General features: G+C 70.0%; 21 protein-coding genes and 1 other RNA gene. 12 read left to right on the top strand and 10 right to left on the bottom strand.

The genetic code is table 11. The features are described from left to right. The first annotated feature begins 71 nt into the window (after positions 1–71). Positions 72–689: a hypothetical protein gene (locus ACQP2T_RS17645; RefSeq protein ID WP_433517210.1), complete on the top strand. Its 618-nt coding sequence runs from the start codon at positions 72–74 to the stop codon at positions 687–689. Between the two features lie 197 nt (positions 690–886). Here ACQP2T_RS17645 and ACQP2T_RS17640 read toward each other — a convergent pair whose 3' ends face one another. The 5 genes from ACQP2T_RS17640 to ACQP2T_RS17620 all read right to left on the bottom strand — a co-directional run bounded on the left by ACQP2T_RS17640 (position 887) and on the right by ACQP2T_RS17620 (position 5,261). Next, on the bottom strand, positions 887–1,669 hold the full coding sequence (locus ACQP2T_RS17640) for a hypothetical protein (protein ID WP_433517209.1): 783 nt from the start codon (positions 1,667–1,669) through the stop codon (positions 887–889). 172 nt (positions 1,670–1,841) lie between these two features. Further along, an RNA gene (rnpB, locus tag ACQP2T_RS17635) (RNase P RNA component class A) lies at positions 1,842–2,235 on the bottom strand. Positions 2,236–2,309: 74 nt separating this feature from the next. Next, entirely contained in the window at positions 2,310–3,683 is a 1,374-nt protein-coding gene (locus ACQP2T_RS17630) for a bifunctional RNase H/acid phosphatase (RefSeq protein ID WP_433517208.1), read from the bottom strand. Positions 3,684–3,717: 34 nt separating this feature from the next. Next, positions 3,718–4,458, bottom strand: a complete 741-nt coding sequence (locus ACQP2T_RS17625) for a zinc ribbon domain-containing protein (RefSeq protein WP_433517207.1) — start codon at positions 4,456–4,458, stop codon at positions 3,718–3,720. Between the two features lie 2 nt (positions 4,459–4,460). Next, the gene (locus ACQP2T_RS17620; protein WP_433519785.1) at positions 4,461–5,261 is read right to left on the bottom strand and encodes a Nif3-like dinuclear metal center hexameric protein; all 801 of its coding nucleotides are present in this window, start codon (positions 5,259–5,261) and stop codon (positions 4,461–4,463) included. Between the two features lie 114 nt (positions 5,262–5,375). Between ACQP2T_RS17620 and ACQP2T_RS17615 the strand changes: the two genes are divergently transcribed. The 5 genes from ACQP2T_RS17615 (at position 5,376) to ACQP2T_RS17595 (ending at position 11,387) form a co-directional block, all read left to right on the top strand. After that, positions 5,376–6,833 (top strand): flavin-containing monooxygenase, encoded by a 1,458-nt coding sequence (locus ACQP2T_RS17615; protein WP_433517206.1) that lies wholly within the window; start codon positions 5,376–5,378, stop codon positions 6,831–6,833. Between the two features lie 80 nt (positions 6,834–6,913). After that, the gene (locus tag ACQP2T_RS17610) at positions 6,914–7,696 is read left to right on the top strand and encodes a GNAT family N-acetyltransferase (protein ID WP_433517205.1); all 783 of its coding nucleotides are present in this window, start codon (positions 6,914–6,916) and stop codon (positions 7,694–7,696) included. 69 nt (positions 7,697–7,765) lie between these two features. Then, positions 7,766–9,196, top strand: coding sequence for an Nramp family divalent metal transporter (locus tag ACQP2T_RS17605; protein ID WP_433517204.1), 1,431 nt, complete (start codon positions 7,766–7,768; stop codon positions 9,194–9,196). A 51-nt stretch (positions 9,197–9,247) separates the two neighbouring features. Next, positions 9,248–10,204 carry a helix-turn-helix transcriptional regulator gene (locus ACQP2T_RS17600; protein ID WP_433519784.1) on the top strand — a complete coding sequence of 319 codons (957 nt, stop codon included), beginning with the start codon at positions 9,248–9,250 and terminating at the stop codon, positions 10,202–10,204. 58 nt (positions 10,205–10,262) lie between these two features. After that, positions 10,263–11,387: a C45 family autoproteolytic acyltransferase/hydolase gene (locus ACQP2T_RS17595; RefSeq protein WP_433517203.1), complete on the top strand. Its 1,125-nt coding sequence runs from the start codon at positions 10,263–10,265 to the stop codon at positions 11,385–11,387. On the opposite strand, the gene ACQP2T_RS17590 is transcribed toward ACQP2T_RS17595, so the two are convergent. From ACQP2T_RS17590 to ACQP2T_RS17580, 3 genes are read right to left on the bottom strand one after another with little or no spacing between them, the layout of a single operon-like run. Next, a complete protein-coding gene (locus tag ACQP2T_RS17590) occupies positions 11,359–12,843 on the bottom strand; it encodes an AMP-binding protein (protein ID WP_433517202.1) in 1,485 nt (494 codons plus the stop codon). The genes ACQP2T_RS17595 and ACQP2T_RS17590 overlap by 29 nt on opposite strands. Then, complete coding sequence (locus ACQP2T_RS17585; protein WP_433517201.1) at positions 12,843–13,817, bottom strand: acyl-CoA dehydrogenase family protein; 975 nt, start codon at positions 13,815–13,817, stop codon at positions 12,843–12,845. The genes ACQP2T_RS17590 and ACQP2T_RS17585 overlap by 1 nt, the downstream gene beginning before the upstream one ends. Next, entirely contained in the window at positions 13,814–14,980 is a 1,167-nt protein-coding gene (locus ACQP2T_RS17580; RefSeq protein ID WP_433517200.1) for an acyl-CoA dehydrogenase family protein, read from the bottom strand. The genes ACQP2T_RS17585 and ACQP2T_RS17580 overlap by 4 nt, the downstream gene beginning before the upstream one ends. A gap of 158 nt (positions 14,981–15,138) precedes the next feature. On the opposite strand from ACQP2T_RS17580, the gene ACQP2T_RS17575 reads away from it, so the two are divergent. The 4 genes from ACQP2T_RS17575 to ACQP2T_RS17560 all read left to right on the top strand — a co-directional run bounded on the left by ACQP2T_RS17575 (position 15,139) and on the right by ACQP2T_RS17560 (position 19,367). After that, a complete protein-coding gene (locus ACQP2T_RS17575; RefSeq protein ID WP_433517199.1) occupies positions 15,139–16,371 on the top strand; it encodes a sensor histidine kinase in 1,233 nt (410 codons plus the stop codon). A gap of 3 nt (positions 16,372–16,374) precedes the next feature. Continuing rightward, on the top strand, positions 16,375–17,724 hold the full coding sequence (locus ACQP2T_RS17570) for a sensor histidine kinase (protein WP_433517198.1): 1,350 nt from the start codon (positions 16,375–16,377) through the stop codon (positions 17,722–17,724). A gap of 11 nt (positions 17,725–17,735) precedes the next feature. Beyond that, positions 17,736–18,335: a TetR/AcrR family transcriptional regulator gene (locus ACQP2T_RS17565; protein ID WP_433517197.1), complete on the top strand. Its 600-nt coding sequence runs from the start codon at positions 17,736–17,738 to the stop codon at positions 18,333–18,335. 66 nt (positions 18,336–18,401) lie between these two features. Continuing rightward, on the top strand, positions 18,402–19,367 hold the full coding sequence (locus ACQP2T_RS17560; protein WP_433517196.1) for an AurF N-oxygenase family protein: 966 nt from the start codon (positions 18,402–18,404) through the stop codon (positions 19,365–19,367). 24 nt (positions 19,368–19,391) lie between these two features. Here ACQP2T_RS17560 and ACQP2T_RS17555 read toward each other — a convergent pair whose 3' ends face one another. After that, positions 19,392–20,150: a class I SAM-dependent methyltransferase gene (locus ACQP2T_RS17555; protein ID WP_433517195.1), complete on the bottom strand. Its 759-nt coding sequence runs from the start codon at positions 20,148–20,150 to the stop codon at positions 19,392–19,394. A 118-nt stretch (positions 20,151–20,268) separates the two neighbouring features. On the opposite strand from ACQP2T_RS17555, the gene ACQP2T_RS17550 reads away from it, so the two are divergent. Both ACQP2T_RS17550 and ACQP2T_RS17545 read left to right on the top strand, forming a co-directional pair. Beyond that, positions 20,269–20,874 carry a copper resistance CopC family protein gene (locus ACQP2T_RS17550; RefSeq protein WP_433517194.1) on the top strand — a complete coding sequence of 202 codons (606 nt, stop codon included), beginning with the start codon at positions 20,269–20,271 and terminating at the stop codon, positions 20,872–20,874. Then, positions 20,871–21,896: a copper resistance D family protein gene (locus ACQP2T_RS17545; RefSeq protein ID WP_433517193.1), complete on the top strand. Its 1,026-nt coding sequence runs from the start codon at positions 20,871–20,873 to the stop codon at positions 21,894–21,896. The genes ACQP2T_RS17550 and ACQP2T_RS17545 overlap by 4 nt, the downstream gene beginning before the upstream one ends. Here ACQP2T_RS17545 and ACQP2T_RS17540 read toward each other — a convergent pair. Further along, the gene (locus ACQP2T_RS17540; RefSeq protein WP_433517192.1) at positions 21,854–23,041 is read right to left on the bottom strand and encodes a hypothetical protein; all 1,188 of its coding nucleotides are present in this window, start codon (positions 23,039–23,041) and stop codon (positions 21,854–21,856) included. The two genes, ACQP2T_RS17545 and ACQP2T_RS17540, sit on opposite strands and share 43 nt — an antisense overlap. Positions 23,042–23,081: the final 40 nt, after the last annotated feature.

Here is a 23,081-nt window from a genome sequence, read left to right as displayed (position 1 = left end):
GTCCTTGACCTGCTGCTGCTTCCGCTGGTCGTCAACGTTTCGCAGGGCTTTTCACGGCTCAGGTGCGCTGGATGAGCCCCGACCTCTTCCTCATCAAGGACCCGGAGGTGGTTGTCATTTGGCTGCAGTTAGTGCCAGCCGTTGTCGGTCTTGTTGGCATTGTGGTCGGGGTGCTTGTTGGCGCCTGGCGGCAATCACTACTTCAGCAGGGCAATTGGCTGCGCGACGATCTGAGGCGTTGGCAGCAGGACCGAAGGGAGTCGTACCTCAAGCTCGTCCACGCCGACGATGAACTGTACCGTTGTGTGATCCGGGACTCGCCTGACCCGCCGCCTGGGCAGATAGTAGCCGATAGTCGAACAGCAGGTCTTGATGAAGAAATCCTGCCATTCGCTGCGGATGAACGGGCCGAGCTGCTCCAGGCATTTGACCGCCTCTGGCGTGCGAAGCGCGAAATCGAGCTTCACCATTTGACGGACGACGCGCTCTTAGTAGCAACCAACAGGCTCACACTCAAGGACGCGGAACTGGTGAACCTAACGCTATACGACTTGACTCGCCACTCCGAAGACACGCAAGAAATAACAGTACAAATCCGAGACGCACTGAAGACACGGCGCGACTTGATTGACCAATTCATGCAGGAAGCACGGATGGCTCTGAACGTCCCACGCAACCGGAATGCTTGATGCCCCGGAGGGGCAACGGGCCGGGGAACCGGACGACGTCACGGCCGTCCGACGTTTCTCGCTGATGCTCTGGCAAAGCACATCGCGACCTACGACCCACCTGACGTCGTGTTCCGTACAGCGCCGCGAGACAACCTGATCCGGCGCGAGGGCTTGACGCGCGCCTGGGTGACCGAGGCGCGCGGCGAGCGAACGATCTAGCCGGCGCCCAGCGCCCGGATGCTGTTGAAGCGGTCGAGGGCTTGCTCGAAGGCGGCGGGGGAGACCGAGATGCCGCCGCTGAAGGGGAAGTCGAGCTGGTAGACCAGGAACAGCACCAGCCCCACCATGCCGCCTACGGCCGCCGCCATGGTGATGTGCACCCTGCGGTTGGAGCTGCCGCAGAGGATCGCGGGCAGCAGCGCGACCAGCCCGCAGCCGCCCAGTGCCACCCACAGCAGCGGGGGCACGCCGGTGTCGGCCATCTGGGCGCGGGAGCGGCGAGCGTCCAGGACGGCCTGCATGCGGGTCAATGCCTGCCCATAGCGGGTGGACGGGCCGCTGCCGTCCGGCTGGACGGTCTGGAAGAAGGCGCGGAGCTGCTCGGAGGCTCTCCAGGCGTTCTGCGACAGACGGTGCTGCCCGGCCATGAGGGGCCACTCCTCGCGGATGACCGTGGTGGTGTAGCCGGTGGCGAGGGTCTGCAGGGCGGTGCGTTGGGGCGTGGGGAGCGTGCGGGAGTACCAGTAGACGTCGGTCAGGTTGCTGGCCTCGGTCGCGCTGGTCTCGGTGGCGGTGTTGACCTGGTTCCACGCGGCGACGACGACCAGGCCGATGCTGACCGCGAAAAGGGTACCGACGATGCCGGTGATCACGCCGCTGCTGTCGCGGTAGTCCTGGCGGGTCTGTGCGGGGATGACGCGGTTGGCGACGTACGCGGCGAGGCCGGCGAGGGCGGCGCCCGTCGCGGCGACGAGCAGGCCGAGGGTGGCGATGAGCAAGGTGTCCTCACTTTCCGTTCATTAATGATTGCGCAAAGTGAGGACAGGTTGCCAGGGGTGGGCGGACCTGACCGGCAGCGGCGCCATCAACGCCGAGATCGAGAAGGCCCTGGCGGAACAGAGCCGGAACAAGGAGGAAGCATCGGCCCTCAACCCCTGGTCAGCGGGGTGTGAGACGAGTCGGCCTGTAGGCCGGGTTCTGTCCTTCGTCGGAACGAAGGGGCGACCATCCATCTAGGGCCGTCGTTGCCGGCGGCCTCAAGCGGTCTACCCGCGCGGCTCGGGCGGGCAGCCCTCGAACGTCGCGCGCGGGACGCTCCGGAGAGCGTCCCTTCTTGACCTTGCTCCGGGTGGGGTTTACCTAGCCGCCCACGTCACCGTGGGCGCTGGTGGTCTCTTACACCACCGTTTCACCCTTACCTCCAGAAATCTGGAGGCGGTTTGCTTTCTGTGGCACTGTCCCGCGGATCGCCCCGGGTCGGCGTTACCGACCACCCTGCCCTGTGGAGCCCGGACCTTCCTCGGCGGGCCCGCGAAGGGCCCGACGCGGCCGCCCGGCCGACTCGTCTAGCTGGAAGTTTATCAAACCTCAGTAGATCTTCAGTCGGTCGGCAGGCCCGCTCACGCCCCCGGTGGGAGGTCAGCGCAAGTGAGAGGTGTCGTTGAAGGACTTCACCACGGACTGGCCGTCTGTGTAGTGCTCGATCAGCGACAGGCAGGCCAGGTCCAGGTGCATGCGGTACAGCGCTGCCGGAGGTGCCATCAGGGCGAAGCGCAGCAGTGTTTTGATGGGCGTCACGTGCGACACGATCAGGACCGTCCGGCCCTCGTACCGCTCGACCAGGCGCTCCTCCGCTCGCCTGACGCGCTCCGCCACGGCCTCGAAGCTCTCGCCGTCCGGGGGTGCGACACTCGGGTCGGCGAGCCAGGCGGCCAGTTCGGCCGGCCAGCCGCGCTGGATCTCCGTGAACGTGTGGCCCTCCCAAGCGCCGAAGTCGACCTCCCTGAGGTCTTCGTCCACTTCTACGGTGAGCCCTGTGCGCTGGGCGACCGCCTCCGCGGTCTGCCGGGCGCGTTTGAGGGGGGAACTGACGATCACGTCGAGGTGGTACGGCTCGCGGGACAGTCGCTCGGCGGCGGCCGATGCCTGGGCCAGGCCCTTGGGGGTGAGTTCGGCGTCGCCCAGGCCGGAGAAGCGGCGGTCGACGGACAGTGGGGTCTCGCCGTGGCGGAGCAGGAGCAGGGAGGTCGCCACTCGGGTCGGTGGGGCCCAGCCGGTGCCTCGATTGCGCTGCTGGTTGGTGGCCAGGGAGGCGGTGGGGGCTGACAAGTCGGAAATGTCCGCCGCCGTCGCCGCCACGTCCAGGAGGTCCGTCTGTTGGGCGGATGTGGAGGTGGAGGTGGATGACGACCGGGATCGGGCCGAGGTTCCGGAGGCGCCGCCCCGGGTCCCGGAACCGCTCAGGTTGCCGGAGTCGGCTCGGGTTCCGGAGGAGTCAGCCGAGGGTCCGGTGTCAGCCGACGTTCCGGTGTCAGCCGGCGTGGACGGGGGCGGTGGCGAGTCAGTAAGAGCCGCGCCGCCCGCCTTCCAGGCCAAGCCCTTCGCCGCGGCGTCCATCGCCTCGTTGGCCAGGCGGTCCGCGTGCCGGTTCTGGTCGCGCGGGATCCAGGTCCACGCCGTCACCCGCAGCCGTCTGGCCAGTTTGCCGGCCTCCATGGCGAGTGGGCGCAGGCCCTCGTTCTTGATCTTCCAGCGGCCGGCCATCTGCTCGATGACCAGTTTGGAGTCCATGCGTACCGCGACCTGGGCGCCCTCGCCCCCCACCGCGAGCACCGACGTCAGCCCGGCGATCAGGCCCCGGTATTCGGCCACGTTGTTGGTCGTGACGCCGATCGCCTCCGCCGCCTCCGCCAGCACCTGGCGGTCGGTGGCGTCCATGACCACGGCGCCGTAGCCGGCGGGCCCGGGGTTACCGCGCGAGCCGCCGTCCGCTTCGATGATGTAGGAGGTCATAGCCCTGACTCTGATGTACGTACGGTGTAGGAGGTCATAGCCCTGACTCTGGAGTGCGTACGAGGATGCGGCGGCACTCCTCGCAACGCAGCACCTCGTCGTGCGGCGCGGCCTTGATGCGGTTCATCTCGGCGATCGACAGGGCCACCTTGCAGCCCTGGCACCGGCCGCCCCTGAGCATGGCGGCGCCCACACCGTACTGGTCCTTGAGCTTGGTGTAGAGCGTGAGCAGGTCGGCGGGGATCTCGCCGGCGACGGCGGCGCGGCTGGTCTGGGCCTCGCCCGCCTCCTTGTCGAGGTCGACGAGCAGGGCGTCGCGGCGGTCCTCGGCGGCGGTGCGCGCGGCGGCGATCTCGTCACGCTGCGCGATCAGGTCGAGGACCTTGCTGTCGGCGGCCTCGCGGCGTTCCATGATCTCCAGCACGACCTCTTCGAGGTCGCCCTGGCGCTTGTGCAGGGAGGCGATCTCGGACTGGAGGCTCGCCAGGTCCTTCGGCGAGCTGACGGCGCCGGAGTCGAGCCGCTTCTGGTCGCGGTCGGCGCGGCTGCGGACGGCGTCGACGTCGTTCTCGGCCTTGGTCTGCTCGCGGGCCAGGTCGCCGGCCTCGGTCTCCGCGCCGATCACGTCGGTGGCGAGCTTGGCGTAGCGCTTCGACTGCTCGTCGATCTCCGCCAGCTCCGGCATCGTACGGCGGCGGTGTGCCAGCCGGTCGACCACGGAGTCAACGTCAGCCAGGTCGAGCAGTCGTTTCTGGGCCTCGGGGGCTGCTTTCATGATCAATATCCTCTTGTCCAAGCATCGGTGACCGTGGCGGAGACACGCGTCTCAACGGTAACGCCACTCGAACCCAGGATGGACGCGGCGCTGTCGAGCCATGGCCACTCGGTGGCCCAGTGCCCGGCGTCGATCAGCGCGGGGCCGCCCTCCTCGATGAATTCGCTGGTGGGGTGGTGTCTCAGGTCCGCGGTGAGGAACACGTCCACTCCCGCGGCGCGCACCGTACTGAGGAGTGAATCGCCCGCTCCCCCGCTGACGGCCACGCGCGTGACGCGGCGGGACAGCTCGCCCGCGACGCGGAGGCCCTGCGGGGTCTCCGGCAGCCCCGCGACCGCCCGCTCGGCGAACTCCTCCAGCGTCATCGCCGACTCAAGTTCGCCGATGCGGCCGAGCCCGCGCCAGGGATCGTCGGGGAAGGGGCGCAACGGGACCAGATCGCCGGTCAGGCCGACGGCGCGGGCCAGCGCGTCGGAGACGCCGGGGTTGGCCACGTCGGCGTTGGTGTGGGCGGTGTAGAGGGCGATGTCGTTCTTTATCAGCTTGTGGAGGAGGCGGCCCTTGGGCGTGGTCGCGGCGACGCTCGTGGTGCCGCGCAAGTAGAGGGGATGGTGGGTGACGATCAGGTCGGCGCCCCACTCGACGGCCTCGGCGGCGACGGCCGCGACCGGGTCGACCGCGAACAGCACCCGCCGCACCTCCCGCGCCGGGTCTCCGCAGACCAGGCCCACCGCGTCCCAGGACTCGGCTCGGGCGGGCGGGTAGGCCGCCTCGAGCTCCTTGATCACATCCGCCAGCGTCACTCCAGCCACCAGCGCAGACTACCGGCCGCCCGGCCCCGGTACGTGATCGGCGAGGGGTGTCGTCCGCGCGACGCTCGGCGTACCGTAAGTGGACACTGACATCTGGAGGATGCCATGGCGCCCAGGATCGCGATCATCGGAGCGGGGTTCGGTGGATTGTGCATGGCGATCCAGCTCGAACGGGCCGGGATCGGCTCCTACACGGTCTTCGAGAAGGCCGACGGCCTGGGTGGCACCTGGCGCGACAACAGCTATCCGGGCGCGGGCTGCGACATCCCGTCGCACCTTTACTCCTACTCTTTCGAGAAATATGCGAGTTGGACCCGCCGCTACCCAGAACAGCCAGAAATTCTCGCCTATCTAGAGCACTGCGCCGATAAATACGGCGTCAGGCGAAAAATCCGCTTCGGCACTGAGGTCGAAGCCGCCGTCTTCGACGGCTCCCACTGGCAGGTCAGCACGGCCAGCACCACCAGCACAGCCGGCACCACCGAGACCTTCGATGTCGTCGTCATGAGCGTCGGCCAGCTCAACCGCCCCCAGCTCCCCGACATAACCGGAATGTCAGACTTCGCGGGCACGTCCTTCCACTCCGCCCGCTGGAACCACGCCCACGATCTCACCGGCAGGCGGGTCGCGGTGATCGGCAACGGCTCCTCGGCCGCCCAGCTCATCCCGCGCGTCGCCGCCGAGGCCGAGCACCTGACGGTGTTCCAGCGCACCCCGAACTGGGTGATCCCCAAACCGGACGCCACCTTCGGCCCCCTGACCAGGCTGGCGTTCCGCTTCGTCCCCGGTCTCCAGCGCGCCTACCGCGAGTGGATCTACCGGTACGCCGAGAACACCCTCTACCCCGCCCTGGCACAGGGCTGGAGCGTCGGCCTGCTCAAGAAGCGGGCTCTCGACCACCTCCGTGACCAGGTCCCCGACCCGGCGCTGCGCGCCAAGCTCACCCCCGAATACCCGCCGGGCTGCAAGCGGGTCGTCATTGACAGCTCCTTCTATCCCGCCCTGACCAGGCCGAACGTGGACGTGGCGACGGAGCGGATCGTACGGATCACACCGAAGGGCATCGAGACCACCGATCGGCCGTACGAGGTGGACACGATCGTGTACGCCACCGGATTCAGGAGCACCGAGTTCCTCGCGCCGATGGAGGTCTCGGGGCGGGGCGGCCAGTCGCTGCGGGAGCGGTGGAAGGACGGGGCGGAGGCGTACCTGGGCATCTCGGTGCCGGACTTCCCGAACCTGTTCCTGCTGTACGGGCCGAACACGAACCTGGGCCACAACTCGATCATCTTCATGATCGAATGCCAGGTGAACCACATCATGTCCTGCCTGCCGTACCTCTCGGCGCAGGGGCCGATCGAAGTGCGGCCCGAGGCGATGGCGGCGTGGAGCAGGCAGCTCGACGCGGCGATGGCGCGGATGGTGTGGGGCAACGGCTGCCAGAGCTGGTACAAGACGGCCGAAGGCCGCGTCACCAACAACTGGCCCGGCCCCACGACGCTCTACCGCCGCTTGGCGGCGCGCTCGCCGCGCACCGCCTACCGCCCGGCTACCGCCGCTTGACGGCCCAGCCGCCGCGCACCGCCTACCGGCCGACCACCCCCGGAATGGCTGGTCTGACCAGCGGCGGGTAGGTAACCGCAATGACGAGTACGGAAGCGGCCGCCGCCCGTGAGGCGGCCGAGAAGACCGGTGTGACCATCCGCGAGCTGCGCGAGATCCACGACTTCCAGGAGGTCTACCGGCTGTACGACGACATCTGGCACCCCGACCCGCGCAACGCGCCCGTGCCGGTGGAGCTGATGATCGGCTTCGCCCACACGGGCGGCTACGTGGCCGGAGCGTACGAGGGCGACCGGCTGGTCGGGGCCTCGGTGGGTTTCCTCGCGGCGGACCGGACGCTGCACTCGCACGTGACCGGGGCGGTGATCGGGCGCGGCATCGGCTACGCGCTCAAGCTGCACCAGCGGGCCTGGTGCCTGGAGCGCGGGCTGGAGAAGGTCACCTGGACCTTCGACCCGCTCGTACGCAGGAATGCCCGCTTCAACCTGACCAAGCTGGGCGCCCGGCCGGAGCGGTATTTGGAGGACTTCTACGGCGTCATGGCCGACGCGATCAACGAGGGGGACGCCTCCGACCGGCTGCTCGCGGTCTGGCGGCTGACGGAGTCCCCGCCGGAGCCGTCCGCCGGGCCGTACACGCGTGGGGTGGAAGTGGCCGGGAATCGGCCGCTGATCGGCCTGGCCGACGGGCCGGTGGTGCTGGTGGCGACGCCGTACGACATCGAGACGCTGCGCCGCGAGGACCCGGAGGCGGCCCGCGCGTGGCGGCTGGCGGTGCGGGAGGTGCTCGGCGGGTTGATGGGGTCGGGCGAGCGCGTCACCGGGTTCACCGACGACGGGGAATATGTGGTGGAAATGGGTTGACTGCCTATTCCACTCGGCTTTCGGATCTCTGTAATGTGACGCTTACGCACGTCGAACAAGGAGATCCGCATGGCGGAATTCACCCCAACTGTTCCTGCGCGAGTCCTGCCCCCCGTCGCCGTCCGAGACCTGCCGGACCCTCCCCGATCGAGTTGGCGCATCATCGGTCCCGGCCTGGTCGGCGCGGGGGTCGGGCTGGCGTCCGGCGAGTTCATCCTCTGGCCGTACATCGCCTCCCAGGTCGGCCTGGTCTTCGTCTGGGGCGCCGCGATCGGCATCATCACCCAGTGGTTCCTCAACATGGAGATCGAGCGCTACACGCTGGCCACCGGCGAGACCGCGCTGACCGGTTTCAGCCGGATGTGGAAGCACTGGAGCCTCGTCTTCGTCGTGATGACGCTCTGCTCGAACCTGTGGCCCGGCTGGGTGACCACGTCGGCCACGATGATGACCTACCTGACCGGCACGGGCGCCGGCAGTGTGCGCTGGATCGCGATCGGCATGCTGCTGGTGATCGCGATCGGGCTGACGATGGCACCCGTCATCTACATCCTGCTGGAACGGGTGATCTTCGTGAAGATCGCCCTGGTGCTGATACTCGCGGTGGTCGCGATCCTGTTCGCCATCAACGCCCACAGCTGGATCGAGCTGGGCAAGGGCCTGAGCGTCGGGGCGCAATTCCCGGTGCCGCCGCTGGAGTTCGCGGTGCTGATGGGCGCGATCGCCTACGCGGGCGCGGGCGGCGGCCAGAACCTGTGCCAGAGCAACTGGATCCGCGACAAGGGCTTCGGCATGGGCTTGTACGTGCCGCGCCTGGTCAGCCCGGTCACCGGCGAGGAGGAGGCGGCCGCCTCGACGGGCTTCCAGTTCGCGCCGACCAGGGAGAACCTGGCCCGATGGCAGCAGTGGTGGCGCTTCGCGAACATCGAGCAGGCGGCCACGTTCGCGCTGGTGTCGTTCCTGACGATCGCGCTGATGTCGATGCTCGCCTACTCCACGGTGTTCGGTGAGCCGGGGCTGGCCAACGGCATCGGGTTCCTCCAGGTCGAGGGCGAGGCGCTGAAGGCGTCGGTCGGGCCGTGGTTCGGCGTGCTGTTCTGGGTGATCGGGGCACTGTCGCTGTTCGCCTCGGCCATGGGCATCGTCGACTACACCTCCCGGCTGGCCTCCGACGCGCTGAAGACCATCTACCTGCGGGACAAGGCCATTTCCGAGAACCGCGTGTACTTCATCATCGTGTGGGCGATGGCGCTGATCGGCATCGTGGTCCTGCTGCTCGGCTTCGACCAGCCGCTGATCCTGCTGGTGTTCTCGGCCAGTTTCGCGGCGGTGATGATGTTCGTCTACTCGATCCTGCTGATCGTGCTGAACCGCCGGTCGCTGCCGGACGCCCTCAAGGTCAGGTCGTACCGGCTGGGCGCGCTCGTCTGGTCGATCGCCTTCTTCGGCACGCTCACCGTGCTGACGGTGATCCAGCAGGCGAACAAACTGTTCGGCTGAATCCCCCATCGCGGAACCAGGCTTTCCGCGATGACGGGCAGACTGGCAGGCATGCTCGACACCTCCGCCCGCCTGCTCAAGCTGCTGTCCCTGCTCCAGGCGCACAAAGACTGGTCGGGCCCCGAGCTGTCCACGCGGCTCGGGGTCTCCACCAGGACGATCCGCAACGACGTCGAGCGGCTGCGCAGCCTCGGCTACCCCGTGCACGCCACGCCGGGTGTCGCGGGCGGCTACCGGCTCGGCGCCGGGGCCGCGCTGCCGCCGCTGCTGCTCGACGACGAGGAGGCCGTCGCGGTGGCCGTCGGTCTCGGCCGCGCGGCGGGCGGCGGCGTCCAGGGCATCGAGGAGACCTCGGTACGCGCCCTGGCCAAACTGGAGCAGGTGCTGCCGTCGCGGCTGCGGCGCCGGGTCAACGCCCTGAACACCTACACGGTGCAGGTCCCCGGCGACGCCCCGTCGGTGGCGCCCGAGGTGCTGACCACGATCGCCAACGCCGCCCGCGACCACGAACGGCTCCGCTTCGACTACACCGGCCACGACGGCTCCTCGGCCACGCGCGACGCCGAGCCGCACCGGCTCGTGCACCGGCGCGGCCGGTGGTACCTGGTCGGCTACGACATCGAGCGGCGGGACTGGCGGACGTTCCGGGTGGACCGTCTCCTGCTGCGGACACCGGCCACGGGACCCCGGTTCACGCCCCGCGAGCTGCCCGGCGACGGTGACGTGGCCGCGTGGGTGGAGAAGGGCGTGACCACCGCGATGTGGCGCTACCACGCGACGGTGCTGCTGCACCGCCCGGCCGAGGAGATGCGCCGCTCGCCGCTGAAGCTGGACATCGAGCCGATCGACGCGGCCACCTGCCTGGTCAGGCTGAGCGGCGACGACCTGCCGGGGATGGCCGTGTGGATCGGGTTCATCGGCGTGGACTTCGAGGTGCTCGACCCGCCCGAGCTGGCCGAGCACGTACTGCTGCTGGCGGATCGCTACCGACGCGCCGTACGCCGCTGATGGAGACGGTCAGTCGACGGTAGGAGAACGGTCAGCGCCCGGCGGCAGCCTGGCGGTCATGAAGAACATGACGCAGATCGCCGGCGGCAGGAACGACTTCCAGCTCGTCCGCCACCTGACCCTCCACGGCAGCCAGGTCGAGATCGGCCGGGCACTCACCGAAGAGGCACTCAGGCTCGGCTGGGCCCCGACACCCGCCGACCCCGCCGTCAACCGGGCCCGCCGGACCTGGTTCGAGCGGCACTGGCCCCAGCACCACGCCCGCCTGGACGGCGCCGCCGCGGCGCTCGGCCTCGACCCCGACCAGGACGAGCTGGCCCTCGACGGGCTGGGCTACGTGCCCGCGGGCTCGGGCTGCTCGGCGTTGTGGTGTCCGCCGTCCGCCGCCACCGACGGCCACGGCAGGGTGGGCCGCAACTACGACTTCTTCACCACGACGACCAGCGAGATCATGGGCCAGGCCGCCCGGCCGGGCGAGCTGCCGATGTCGTCCAGGCCGTACGTGATCACCACGGTGCCCGACATCGGCCTGGCCTCCACGGTCATCACGATGTCCGAGCTCGACGGCTGCATGGACGGCGTCAACGAGGCCGGTCTGGTCGTCATGCTGCTCATCGCCGACTTCTCCAGCGCCGAGCCGCCGGAGAACGTCTCGCCGCAGGTCGGGGTGGGCAGCACGCAGTTGCCCCGGTTCCTCGTCGACACCTGCGAGAACGTGGAGCAGGCCAAGCAGGCGCTCCTCGGCGCCAAGCAGTACGACCACGGCCTTCGGCTGCACTACCTCGTCGCCGACGCGCACGGCCGGGCGTTCGTGTGGGAGCGCGGCGCGGACGGCGCGGAGCACATCATCGAGTTCGGCGACGCGCCGCTCTGCGTCACCAACCACCTCCTGCACCGCAACCCCGACCCGATGAACCTGCCCGAGGACACCGCGTCCAGCTTCCAGACGTACGGGCGGCTGCGTTCGCTGTACGAGCGGAGCAAGGGCGCGCTGATGTCGCCCGAGGACCTGCGCGCGAGCCTGCTGGCGGTGCGGCCGGACTCGGCGCTGCCGTTCCGCACGGTCTGGAGCACGGTCTTCGACCCGGCCGGCCGCACCCTGTCGACCCGGTTCTATCTGGGCGACGAGAAGGGGTACACCGACGAGCTGGTCTTCACCGCGAGTCGAGGTACTCCTGCCTGACCTTGGACCGCGACAGCTTCCCCGTCGGCGTGCGGGGCAGCGCGTCCCGGTATTGGATCACCTTCGGGTGCTTGAACCGGGCGATGCGCGGCTCGCAGTGCCGCAGCAGCTCGGCGCTGAGCTCGGAGTCGCCCGTGACGCCCGCCACCGGCTGGACGAGGGCGACCACGCTGTGCCCCCACTCCTCGTCGGGCACCCCGATGACGGCCACGTCCGCCACGAGGGGGTGCTCCAGCAGCGCGGCCTCGATCTCGGCCGGGTAGATGTTGACCCCGCCGGAGACGATCAGGTCGGTGCGCCGGTCGCACAGGAACAGGAAGCCGTCCTTGTCGAGGTAGCCGATGTCGCCGGGGGTGTACCACTCGCCGCGCATGCTGGCGGCCGTCTTCGCCGGGTCCTTGCGGTATTCGAACTTGCCCAGGCTGGACTTGACGTAGATCATGCCGGGCTCGCCGGCCGGCAGCTCCTCGCCGGCCTCGTCGAGGATCCGGACCTCGAACGTGGGCGCCGGCCTGCCCACGGTGCCGGGCCGGGCCAGCCAGTCGTGCGGCTTGACCGAGAAGGCGATCGTCGACTCGGTCGAGCCGTAGTACTCGTAGAGCACCGGCCCCCACCAGTCCATGATCCCCTGCTTGACCGCGACCGGGCAGGCCGCGCCGGTGTGGATGACCTGCCGCAGGCTCGACACGTCGTAGCGCGCTTTGACCTCCTCCGGCAGCCGCAGCATCCGGTGGAACATGGTCGGGACCATCATCGCGTTCGTCACCTGGTGGCGCTCGACCAGCTCCAGGATGTTCTCCGGCTCGAAGCGCGGCGTGATCACCACGGTGTGGCCGAGGTGCAGCGCGAACTGCGTGTGAGCGCACGGTGCCGAGTGGTACATCGGCGAGGTGACCAGGTGCACCGCCTCGCCGGGCACCAGGTCCACGATCTCGCCGAAGAACCAGACATAGAGCGGGACGACCGCCTCGGGCTCGGCTCCGGACAGCGGCCGCTGCACGCCCTTGGGGAAGCCGGTGGTGCCGGAGGTGTACCACATGACGGCCCCGCCGGCCCGCCCGCCGGGCGCGTCTCCGGGCTGCCCCTCGGCCAGTCCGGCCGTGCCGATCTCGCTCCCGGGTACGTGGCCGTCCGCGGTGACCACGATCTTCGCGTCGCAGTCCTCCAGGATGTAAGCCACCTCTGCCTCGGTGAGATGCCAGTTGATCGGCACGTAGTAGAGGCCGATCTGCCCGGTCGCCATGATCATGATCACCGCGTCGAGGCCGTTCGGCAGCACACCGGCCACCACGTCCCGGTCGGTCAGCCCACGGGCGCGCAGGCCGTGCGACACCTGGTTGACCCGGGTGAGCAGCTCGCCGTACGTGGTCCGGGACCCGTCCACGTCGATGACCGCGAGCCGGTCCGGGTCGGCGGCGGCGATCGCGTAGAAGCCGGGCAGTCCGCTGATGTCCATCACAGCTCCAGCAACTCGGCGAGGCGGGCTCGGTGGATTCGCGGCGGGCCGAGCAGCACTTCGTCGGCTTTGGCCCGCTTGTAGAACAGGTGCGCGTCGTGCTCCCAGGTGTAGCCGATGCCGCCGTACAGCAGCAGGTGGTCGCGGGCCACCTCGAAGCAGGCCCGCCCCACGTACGCCTGGGCGAGCGCGGCGGCGGCGGGCAGCTCGTCCGGCGACTCGTCGGCGGCCCAGGCGGCGAACCGGACGATCGACTCGGCCTGCTCCAGCTTGCAGTGCATGTCGGCGAGCTTGTGCTTGACCCCCTGGTAGGAGCCGATATAGCGGCCGAAGGCGACTCTGATCTTGGCGTAGGCGACGATGGCGGCCAGCGCGGCGCGCAGCACGCCGAGCTGCTCGGCCGCCAGCGCCACGGCGAGCAGGTCGTCGACGCCGTCCGGCAGCGGGCCGAGCTCACGGCGGGGCACATCGTCCAGCTCCACGCGGGCCTGGCCGCGGGTCAGGTCGAGCGTCTCCAGGGCGGTCCTGGTGACGCCGGGCGCGGTGAGGTCGACGGCCGTCAGGACCCCGCCCTCGCGCAGCAGGAGGACGTCGGCCTCCATCCCGTTGAGCACCCGGTTGAGCGGGCCGATGGCGAGCGTGGCGGTGATCCGGCCTTCGGCGATGGCGGTCAGCAGCTCCTTGTCCGGCACCCGGGTCAGCGCGATCGTGGCGAACGCCGTGGCCAGGAAGGGTCCGGGCAGCAGCGCCGCGCCCGTCTCCTCCAGCGCCACGGCCAGCTCCGCGAAGCCCGCGCCCGCCCCGCCGTACTCCTCCGGGATGACCAGCCCGGACAGTCCGAGCTCGCCGTTGAGCCGCGCGTACACCTCCCGGTCGTAGCCGTCGCGGACCTTGGGCAGCGGCGAGGCCGCGGCCAGGAACGAGCGGACGGCGGCGCGGAGCTCCTGCTGCTCCTGGCTGAGTACGAGCTTCACCCCTGCGTCCCCACCTTCAGGTCCTTGAACGGCACGGTCTTGTCCACCCGGGGCTCGGGCGGCAGGTTCAGCACGCGGTCGCCGATGATGTTGCGCATGATCTCGTTGGTGCCGCCGCCCAGCGACATGCCGGGCGCCATGGAGATCGCCTGCCCCAGCGGGTGGCCGCCGACGACCGCCTCGGGCCCGACGAGCCGGGTCGCGAGGTCGGCCTGGTACAGGTACAGCTCGGCCAGCAGCAGCTTGGCGGCGCTGCCGCGGGCACCGGGGAAGATCCCCGCCTTGGTCTCCTGGGCGAGGCGCTGGTTGAACAGGGCGAGCGCCCGCGAGCGGATGTGCAGCTCGACCAGCTCGTCCCTGACCAGCGGGTCGGTGGTGTCGACCACCTGGCGCAGCGCCGCCAGCGAGGTGGGGTCGTCCTTGCCCTGGCCCATGCCGACGCCCGCTGAGATCGACAGCCGCTCGTGCAGGAGCGTCGTGACCGCGACGCTCCAGCCGTCGTTGACCTCGCCGACGCGGTGCGCGTCGGGAATGGGGACGTCGTCGAAGAAGATCTCGTTGAAGTTGGCCCGGCCGGTCATGTCCTTGAGCGGCCTGATCGTGACGCCCGGATGGCGCATGTCGACCACGAACATGGTCAGGCCCTTGTGCTTGGGCACCTCGACGTCGGTCCGGGCCAGCAGCAGTCCCCAGTCGGCGTGGTGGGCGACCGAGGTCCAGACCTTCTGGCCGTTGACGATCCAGTCGTCGCCGTCGCGTACGGCCCTGGTCTGCAGGCTGGCCACGTCGCTGCCCGCGCCGGGCTCCGAGAAGAGCTGGCACCAGATCTCCTCGCCGCGCAGCAGCGGCCGGACGAAGCGTTCGCGCTGCTCGTCGGTGCCCCGGTCGACCAGCGTCGGGCCCGTCATGCCCAGGCCGATCGAGAAGACGTAGGTGGGCAGGGTGAAGTCGCGGGCCGCGGCGGCGAACGCGCGCTCCTCCGCCTGCGTCAGCCCCTGACCGCCCCAGCGGGCCGGCCAGGTGATGCCGGAGTATCCGGCGTCGTAGAGCCGGGCCATGAAGTCCTTGGCCCTGGCGACCGGGTCGGTCTCCGGGGAGTCACCGGCCGGAGCGTTTTCGAGGAGCCAGGCCCTGGCGGCATGCCGATACTCATCAAGGTTCACATCGTCTCCCTGACATCAGTGCTCACTTACTCTAACCAGCCGAATGCGGCACGCATAGAGCGCCGTTCGGTTGGCGTTTTATCCGGATTTGTCGCCGAATCTCCGTTAATTAGGATGGTGGCTACCAGGTGTGATCGGCTGATCGCCGGGGGGAAGGCGTGGTCACACGGTTCGGGCGGTCCGTGCGTGCGCGGTTGACGCTGTTCGCGAGCGTCGCCATGGCGCTGCTGTGCGTCGTGGTCAGCGCGTTCGCGCTGCACGCGGTGCACACCACGGCGGTCGGGCGCCGCACCAACGAGGTACTCACCGCCGCCCTGCGCGTGGTGCACCTGGTCAAGCGGCATGAGCTGCCTCCGATCATCAGCGGCGAGGTGGACGGGATCCAGGTCGTCGACTCGGCCGGACGCGTGGTGTCCACGACGGCGAACCTGAGCGGCCGCCCGCGCATGAGCGAGTGGACACCCGACGCCGACAACGCCAACCGCACCCGGGTCGTGTGCGACCTGCCCGGCTTCCCCGGCCGGTGCGAGATCCTGACAGTCCTGCGCGTCTATGAGCGGGGCGGCGACTGGCTGGTCTACGCGGCCGCGGCCATGGTGCCGCGGTACGTCCACCCGGCCGTGCTGGGGTTCCTGGGCGGCGACTCGCTCGCGCTGGTGGCGCTGACCTGGTTCGGCGTGTCCCGGGTGGTGGCCAGGACGCTCCGGCCGGTCGACCGGCTGGAGTGCGCGGCCGAGCGGCAGCGCAGGTTCGTCGCCGACGTCTCGCACGACCTGCGCAGCCCGATCACCGCCATGCGCGCGGAGGTCGAGGAGGCCATGCTGTATCCCGGTGAGACCGACTGGCAGCGGACCGGGGCGGCGCTGCTGGGCAGCCTGGACCGCCTCCAGGCCATCGTCGCGGATCTGTTGACGCTGGCCCAGCTCGACGCGGGCGCCCCCGCCGTCCGCGAGCCCGTCGACCTGGCCGGACTGGTCGGCGCCGAGACGGCCGGGCGGCGGTCCAAGCCGGTGATCACCACGCTGGAGCCGGGCGTGACCGTCATGGGCGACCCGGTCCGGCTGGCCCGCCTGCTCACCAACCTGCTGGACAACGCGGAGCGCCATGCCGAGTCCCAGGTCGCGGTGACCGTACGGCACGACGATGGCGCGGCCGTGATCGAGGTCGTGGACGACGGCGCGGGCATCGCGCCGGACCAGCGGGAGGTGGTGTTCCAGCGCTTCACCCGGCTGAGCGCCGCGCGCGAGCGTGACGCCTGCGGCACCGGGCTGGGGCTGGCCATCGCCCGCGAGATCGCGCTGGCTCACGGCGGCACCCTGACCCTGGAGGATTCCGGGCGCGGCGCCCGTTTCGTGGTGCGGCTCCCTCGGCCCCCCGTCGCGGAAGGCTGAGAGGTGTTCGCCAGGTGGTCGGTGCGGCGCCGGATGACGATGGCCGCCCTGCTGTCGACGCTGGTCGGCTACTTCGTCACCGCGGTGCTCATCACGCCGCTCGCGCACAGCGTGCTCACCGGGTTCGAGACCGAGCACGCGGCCAGTGCGGCGCGCCGGGTCGCGGCCGGCGTCCAGCGGTCCGCGCCGGAGCGGATGAGGCCGGTGACGAGCACCGAGGACGTCGACCTCATCCAGGTGGTCGACGAGCACGGCACGGTGCGGCAGGCCAGCCCGAGGCTGCTGGGCTATCCGCCGCTCGTCAGGGACACCGCCACGGGCGAGGACAACCGCCTGGAGACCACCGTCTGCACCGACCGGGTGCCGGGCGTGAAGTGCCTGATCGTCGTGGGGTACCGGGTGCCGGTCGGGTCGGTGTTCTGGACGGTCTACGCCTACGTCCCGGCCATCCCCTGGTACATCAGCCCGCTCTATGTGGTGGGCGTGCTGCTCGCCGTGCTGCTGCTCTCCGCGATCACGGCGTACGTGGCCAGGACGACGGTGGTGCGGGCGCTGCGGCCTGTCACGGCCATCAAGACCGAGCTGGCCGAGATCACCGCCACGGACCTGGGCCGCCGGGTGCCGCCCTTGCCGCACCGGGACGAGCTCGACGGACTTGCCCGGACCGTGAACCAGACCCTGGACCGGCTGGAGCACGCGGTCCAGCAGGAGCGCAGATTCGCCTCCGACGCCTCGCACGACCTGCGCTCCCCGCTCACCGCGATGCGCGCCCAGATCGAGGAGGCCATGCTCCATCCGGACGAGGCCGACTGGCCGCGGATCGCCGTGGCCCTGCTGTCGAGCCTCGACCGGCTGCAGGCCATCGTCACCGACCTGCTGACGCTGGCCAAGCTCGACGCGGGCGCGCCCGGCCTCGGCGCCGAGGTGGACCTGGCCGAGCTGGTCGAGGAGGAGCTGGCGCGCCGGCCACTCGGCAAGCACGTGGAGCTGGACCTGCGCCCTGGGGTCGTGGTGACCGGTGACCCGCTGCGCCTGACCCGCCTGCTCGCGAACCTGCTCGACAACGCCGAGCGGCACGCCGAGTCCACGATCACCGTGACCGTCGGCGAGCGGAACGACTGGGGCGTACTTGAGGTCCTGGACGACGGCGCGGGGATCGCGGTGGACCAGCGCGAGAACGTCTTCCGCCGGTTCACCCGGCTCGACGCCGCGCGCAACCGCGACGCGGGGGGCACGGGGCTCGGGCTGCCCATCGCCCGCGAGATCGCCACGGCGCACGGTGGTACCCTCACCGTCGAAGATTCCGACACTGGCGCCCGGTTTGTCCTACAAATCCCCCGGACTAGTAGTTAAAGTGGCCCGCTGTGACACGGGGTTTCAGCCGATTACGGCGCGAAGATTTACTGAAGACGGCCTGCGAAGTGATCGCCGAGCAGGGGTTCGGGCATACCAGGACGATTGACATAGCCAGAGCCGCCGGCGTGAGCCAGGCGCTGCTGTTCTACCACTTCGAGACCAAGGACGAGCTGTTCGCGCAGGCGTTCGCCTATGCCGCCCGGATGCATCTCGACACTCTGGACGCCATCGAGCACTCGCCGGGCACGCCGCCCGAGCGGCTGCGCGCGCTGTTGCGCCGCTCCTCCCCCGCGGGCTCCTCCGATGGCTGGCGGCTGTGGATCGACGCCTGGTCGGAGTCCATGCGCAACAAGGAGCTCGAGCAGACCGCGCGACGGCTCGACCTGCGAGGCAGGACGCTGCTGCGCGGGATCATCGAGGCCGGTGTGGCGTCGGGCGACTTCGTCTGCCCCGATCCCGAGGAGTCCACCTGGCGGATCTTCGCGCTGCTCGACGGGCTGGCCATCCAGATCCACGTGCACCCCAAGGTCGTGTCACGCCGCTGGGCCACCCGGCTGCTCCGTACGACGGCCGCCGCCGAGGTCGGCCTGAACCCGGACGACCTGTGACGGGCGTCACTCTTCCTCTCTTATTGGATGCTTCGTACAATTACCGGGCGAGGAGAGGAGCAGGCGATGACACGCGCACCGAGCTCTACCACCGCCAGGGAGACCGACGAGCGGGTTGCCGACCGGAGCGCCTACGAGGCGGTCATCCAGCGCCTGTCGAAGGCGTCGGTCGACAAGCACTGGGAGCCGTACAAGGACATCCCCTGGGAGGATCCGGAGTTCCTCGTCGACCAGACCGACCCTCGCTGGGAACTCCCGCAGGTGGACAAGCTCGGCGCCCACCCGTGGTATCAAAGCCGCTCCCCCGAGACGCGGGCCAGGATCGGGCTGTGGCGGCTGGCCACGGCGATGAAGATCGGGCTGCAGTTCGAGAACCTGCTCAAGCGCGGCCTGCTCAACTACGCCTACCGGCTGCCGAACGGGTCACCCGAATTCCGCTACGTCTACCACGAGACCATCGAAGAGGGACATCACGGGATGATGTTCCAGGAGTTCGTCAACCGCACGAAGCTCCCGGTGCGCGGCATGCCGGGGCCGCTCAGCCTGCTCGCCCAGGTCGCCCCCTGGATCCCGCTGATCTCGACCGAGCTGTTCTTCGTGTTCGTGCTCGGCGGCGAGGACCCGATCGACCACGTCCAGCGCAAGGTGCTCAAGGACGACCGGGTCCACCACCCGCTCGAAGAGACGATCATGCGCATCCACATCGCCGAGGAGGCCAGGCACATCTCCTTCGCCCGGCACTACCTGCGCAACCGGGTGCCGAGGATGCCGCGCTACCGGCGCCTCATGCTGGGTGTCGCCTCGCCGATCATCCTGGGGATCATGGCCAGGATCATGCTGGCGCCACCGGGGCCGATGATCAGGCGGTTCGCCATCCCGCGTGACGTGGTGACCGAGGTGTACCTGCGCAACCCGGCGGCCAAGCGGGAGATCCGCGACTCGGTGGGCAAGACCCGCGAGCTGTGCACCGAGATCGGCCTGGTGAACGCTGCCACCCGGCCGATCTGGCAGGTCATGGGCATCTGGGCCTGAGGGGTTCTTAGGAGCGGCGAGGCTTTACGAACGGCGGGCGACCAGCACTTCGGTGATCGCCCGCTCTTCCCACACGCCGGATGGGTTGGCGGCCAGGAGCACCCGCCGGACCGCGTCGGTGAACTCCGTCACCCTGTCGCCGAGCTTGTCGGGAGTGGTGTAGGAGTACGACAGCTGCAGCCCGATCACGGCGTCGAGGTCCCAGGTCAGCCGCTTCTCGAACAGGCTCGACTCCAGCCGGTCGAACGGCGAGTCCGCGAGCACGTCGTCATGGTGCTCCCCGCTGGCCTGGAAGGAGTTGGCCGCCATGAACTCGTTCATCGCGAACTCGGCGCGCACCTCCCGCACGACCGGCTCCCACTCGTGCTCGCCGGGGTCGCGGGAGGGTCCGATCAGGGCCACCGCCCCGTCCGGCGGCAGCAGCTGGTCCAGCTCGGCCAGCACGGCTCTGCGGTCCATCCAGTGGAACGACCTGCCCATGACGACGCCGTCGAACGGCGGCAAGGCGGCCAATGTCGTGGAGTCACCGGACAGCCAGCGGATGTTCGGCGCACCGTCGGCGACACGTCTGCCCTCGGCCAGCATGCCCGCGTCCGGGTCCACGGCGATCACCTCGCGCACGGCCCCCGCCAGCGGGATCGCCACAGTGCCGGGGCCGCAGCCGAGATCGAGCACCCGGCCGCCGGGGCCGAACGCCCGCGCCAGACAGCCGATCGCTTCCTCCCCGTATCCGGGCCGGTACTTGGCGTAGAAGGGGGCGGCCCCGCCGAACAGGTTCGTCATGGTGAGACGATATTCGGGTTTCTGTTGGCGTCCACTCTTATTCCGGAGTGATGAGGAGGTCGCGTTGAGGGGCACGGTTCACCGGCTCACCCGGCGACAAGACTTTGCGAGTAGAGACTTGACGAGTTCGGTGAGGCGGCTGGTCGTGATCCTGCTGCTCGCCTTCGCCGGGGTGGGCGTCGCTCTCCCGGCGCGAGCGCACAACGTGCTGGTCGGCAGCGACCCCAAGGACGGCGCGACGCTGAGCGCCGCGCCCGCGCGGATCACGCTCGTGTTCGACCAGGCGGTACGCCAGGGATACGCGCAGGTGGGCGTGACCGGGGCCGACGGCACGGCGTGGGCCGACGGGACGGCCGAGGTCGCCGCCACGAAGGTGTCGATCAAGGTCAAGCCGCTGCGGACGGCCGGGGCCTATGTGGTGGGCTACCGGATCCTGTCGGCCGACGGGCATCCGGTCACCGGCAAGATCAGCTTCACGCTGGCGGCCGGCGCCACGGCCGTACAGGACGGCGTCGGGACGCAGGACGCCGTCAAGGGCGGCACCGGGGACGCCGGGGCCGAGGCCGCCGAGGCGGCGGCCAACGGCGGGGCGGGCATGGCCGTGGTCTGGATCGTGGGGGCGCTGCTGGTGCTGGCCGCTGGCACGGCCGTGTCCCTGCGCCGCGCCCGCACCCCGGCCCCGGCCGACAGCGAGAGGCGCGACAGCGAAGGGGCGGGCGCGTGACGATCACCTCACCCCCTGGGCAGCGGATCGGCGGGCGGTGGGTGGTCGGGGCGTTCGCGGTGTCCGCGATCGTCGCCGCCGTGGCGGCCAGCACGTTCACCGCCCAGGAGGCGGTGCCGGGCATCCCGATGCCGGGGCCGGTCGTGGCGTACGGGCTGCCGATCGTACGGGTGCTGCTCGATCTGGCGGCCGTGGCCGTGGTGGGGCTGAGCCTGGTGCCCAAGCTGCTCGGCTTCGACGCGCCGGACCTGACCGAGCCGGTCCTGCGCAGGACGCGGCCGCTCACCGTCACCGCCGCGTGGGCGTGGGCGGTCTGCGCGCTGCTGACGATCGTGCTCCAGACGGCGGAGCTGAACCCGGGCGGCCTGCCCACGGTCGGCATGATCGCCGCCTACGTCGACGGCGTCGGCACCGGGCAGGGCCTGCTGTTCAGCGCCGCGTGCGCGCTGGTGGCGGCGGGCATCGGGCTGATGGCCGTGCGGTTCGGCGAGAAGGTGCCCGCCGAACTGCGGATCATCGTGGCGCTGTTCGGCCTGCTGCCGATTCCGGTGACCGGTCACGCGGTCAACTCCGTCTGGCACGACCCCATCATGATCGCGATGGAGACGCACGTGATGGGCGCGGCGGCGTGGGCGGGCGGGCTGGTGGCGACGGCGGTGTTCGTCGCGCCGCACCCGTCACTGCTGGCCGCCGCGCTGCCGCGCTTCTCCAGGATGGCGACCGTCTGCCTGCTGCTGGTCGGCCTGTCCGGGCTGATCACCGGGCTCGGCACGATGGCGCTGACGCCCGGCGTGGAGCTGCCGGGCGCCATCGTGACCAGTCACTACGGGGTGCTCGTGGTGGTGAAGCTGACGCTCACCGCGCTGCTGGTGCCGCTGGCCGCGCACATCAGGTTCCGGCTGCTGCCGCTGATCCGCCGCGCCGAGCCCACGGCCGTGGTCGGCTGGGTGGCCGCCGAGGTCGCCCTGATGGGGATGGCCTACGGCGTGGCGGTCGCGATCACCCGGGCCTCGATCGGCTGACGCCGCGTCGCGAGCCACTCGCACACCAGCCAGGCGATCATCAGCCCCGCCCCGGCCCAGACGGCCGACGACGGGACCAGGGGCGGCGCGCCGACCAGGCCGCTCTGCTCCTTCAGCGCGCCGTACACCGCTCCCATGATCGAGCTCTGCGCGATCAGCGCGCCGTAGACGGCGGCCGTCGCCACGGCCGCCCCGAGCACCGCGCGCACCGGCGCCAGACCCCGCATGGGCAGGCGTACGGCGAACGCGAGATCCACGCAGATGCCGGCGATCACCAGGAAGTACGGCAGCGCGGACGGCGGGAAGCCGGTGAACGTCAGCAACGGCCAGACCACCGTCCTGAACAGCAGGTAGGAGCCGGCCACCAGCGTCGCCGCCCCGAACCTGCCGATCATCATCCGGGCCACGACCAGCACGGTCACGCCGACGACCACCGCGTACACCGGATAGAGGAAGTCCGGCACGGGAAGGGTGAAGTTGGTCATCATTACCCGGTCGACCGGACGGCCCATCTGGTCGGCGGCGAACCGCATCAGGATGGGCTCGGCGTAGCGGACGCCGTTGTCCCAGGCGCCGATCGACAGGATGCCGTACTCCTGGTGCTGCTCGGGGAAGTGCACGTTCTCCAGGAAGAACGCGAAGAACGCGCCCAGCATGACCGTGCGCTCCCGACCGGGCGGCGCGCCCATGAACCAGCCGCGGATCACCCCGGCGATCATGAAGAACGAGCCCCCGTACAGCATGAGGTGGGACGGGCTCCACGAGGTGATGTCCAGGCCGTTGACCCGGTGGTTGATCAGGTCCAGCGGCACCGCGACGAGAAATATGCCGGTGCCCCACTGGATCAGCCGGAGCGCCGCCTTGTCCACGCCGAAACCGGTGTAGCCGTGGATCACGGTCAGCGCGAGGGCCAGGGCCGTGCCGACGGAGTTGAGCAGGTGCGGCGGCGCCAGGTCGTCGCGCAGCCACTTGAAGTGCCAGGAGACGTCCCAGGTCGCGCCGAGCACCTTGAACGTGAACGCCACCAGCCAGCCGTAGTAGAGAACCCTGAACAGGTCGGGCGGCGTCTCGCGCCCCGCCTGCCCGCGGGTCCAGTGCGGCAGGGCCCACTCGGCGGCGGTCTTGATGATTGCGGGAGCCTTCACGGCGGAAATCTTACGATGCCTTCTTCCGGTGCAATGCGCG

It is taken from the genome of Nonomuraea sp. CA-143628, from assembly GCF_050942315.1.
GTDB lineage: Bacteria > Actinomycetota > Actinomycetes > Streptosporangiales > Streptosporangiaceae > Nonomuraea.
The sequence above is the reverse complement of the archived record's forward strand: the minus strand, read 5'-3'. Positions and strand labels throughout refer to the sequence as shown.

Bases quoted from the DNA above. Each gene is read 5' to 3' on its own strand.
- ACQP2T_RS17645 (WP_433517210.1), top strand. From the start codon at position 72: ATGAGCCCCGACCTCTTCCTCATCAAGGACCCGGAGGTGGTTGTCATT.
- ACQP2T_RS17630 (WP_433517208.1), bottom strand. From the start codon at position 3,683: ATGACCTCCTACATCATCGAAGCGGACGGCGGCTCGCGCGGTAACCCC.
- ACQP2T_RS17625 (WP_433517207.1), bottom strand. From the start codon at position 4,458: ATGAAAGCAGCCCCCGAGGCCCAGAAACGACTGCTCGACCTGGCTGAC.
- ACQP2T_RS17615 (WP_433517206.1), top strand. From the start codon at position 5,376: ATGGCGCCCAGGATCGCGATCATCGGAGCGGGGTTCGGTGGATTGTGC.
- ACQP2T_RS17610 (WP_433517205.1), top strand. From the start codon at position 6,914: ATGACGAGTACGGAAGCGGCCGCCGCCCGTGAGGCGGCCGAGAAGACC.
- ACQP2T_RS17605 (WP_433517204.1), top strand. From the start codon at position 7,766: ATGGCGGAATTCACCCCAACTGTTCCTGCGCGAGTCCTGCCCCCCGTC.
- ACQP2T_RS17600 (WP_433519784.1), top strand. From the start codon at position 9,248: ATGCTCGACACCTCCGCCCGCCTGCTCAAGCTGCTGTCCCTGCTCCAG.
- ACQP2T_RS17595 (WP_433517203.1), top strand. From the start codon at position 10,263: ATGAAGAACATGACGCAGATCGCCGGCGGCAGGAACGACTTCCAGCTC.
- ACQP2T_RS17590 (WP_433517202.1), bottom strand. From the start codon at position 12,843: ATGGACATCAGCGGACTGCCCGGCTTCTACGCGATCGCCGCCGCCGAC.
- ACQP2T_RS17560 (WP_433517196.1), top strand. From the start codon at position 18,402: ATGACACGCGCACCGAGCTCTACCACCGCCAGGGAGACCGACGAGCGG.
- ACQP2T_RS17555 (WP_433517195.1), bottom strand. From the start codon at position 20,150: ATGACGAACCTGTTCGGCGGGGCCGCCCCCTTCTACGCCAAGTACCGG.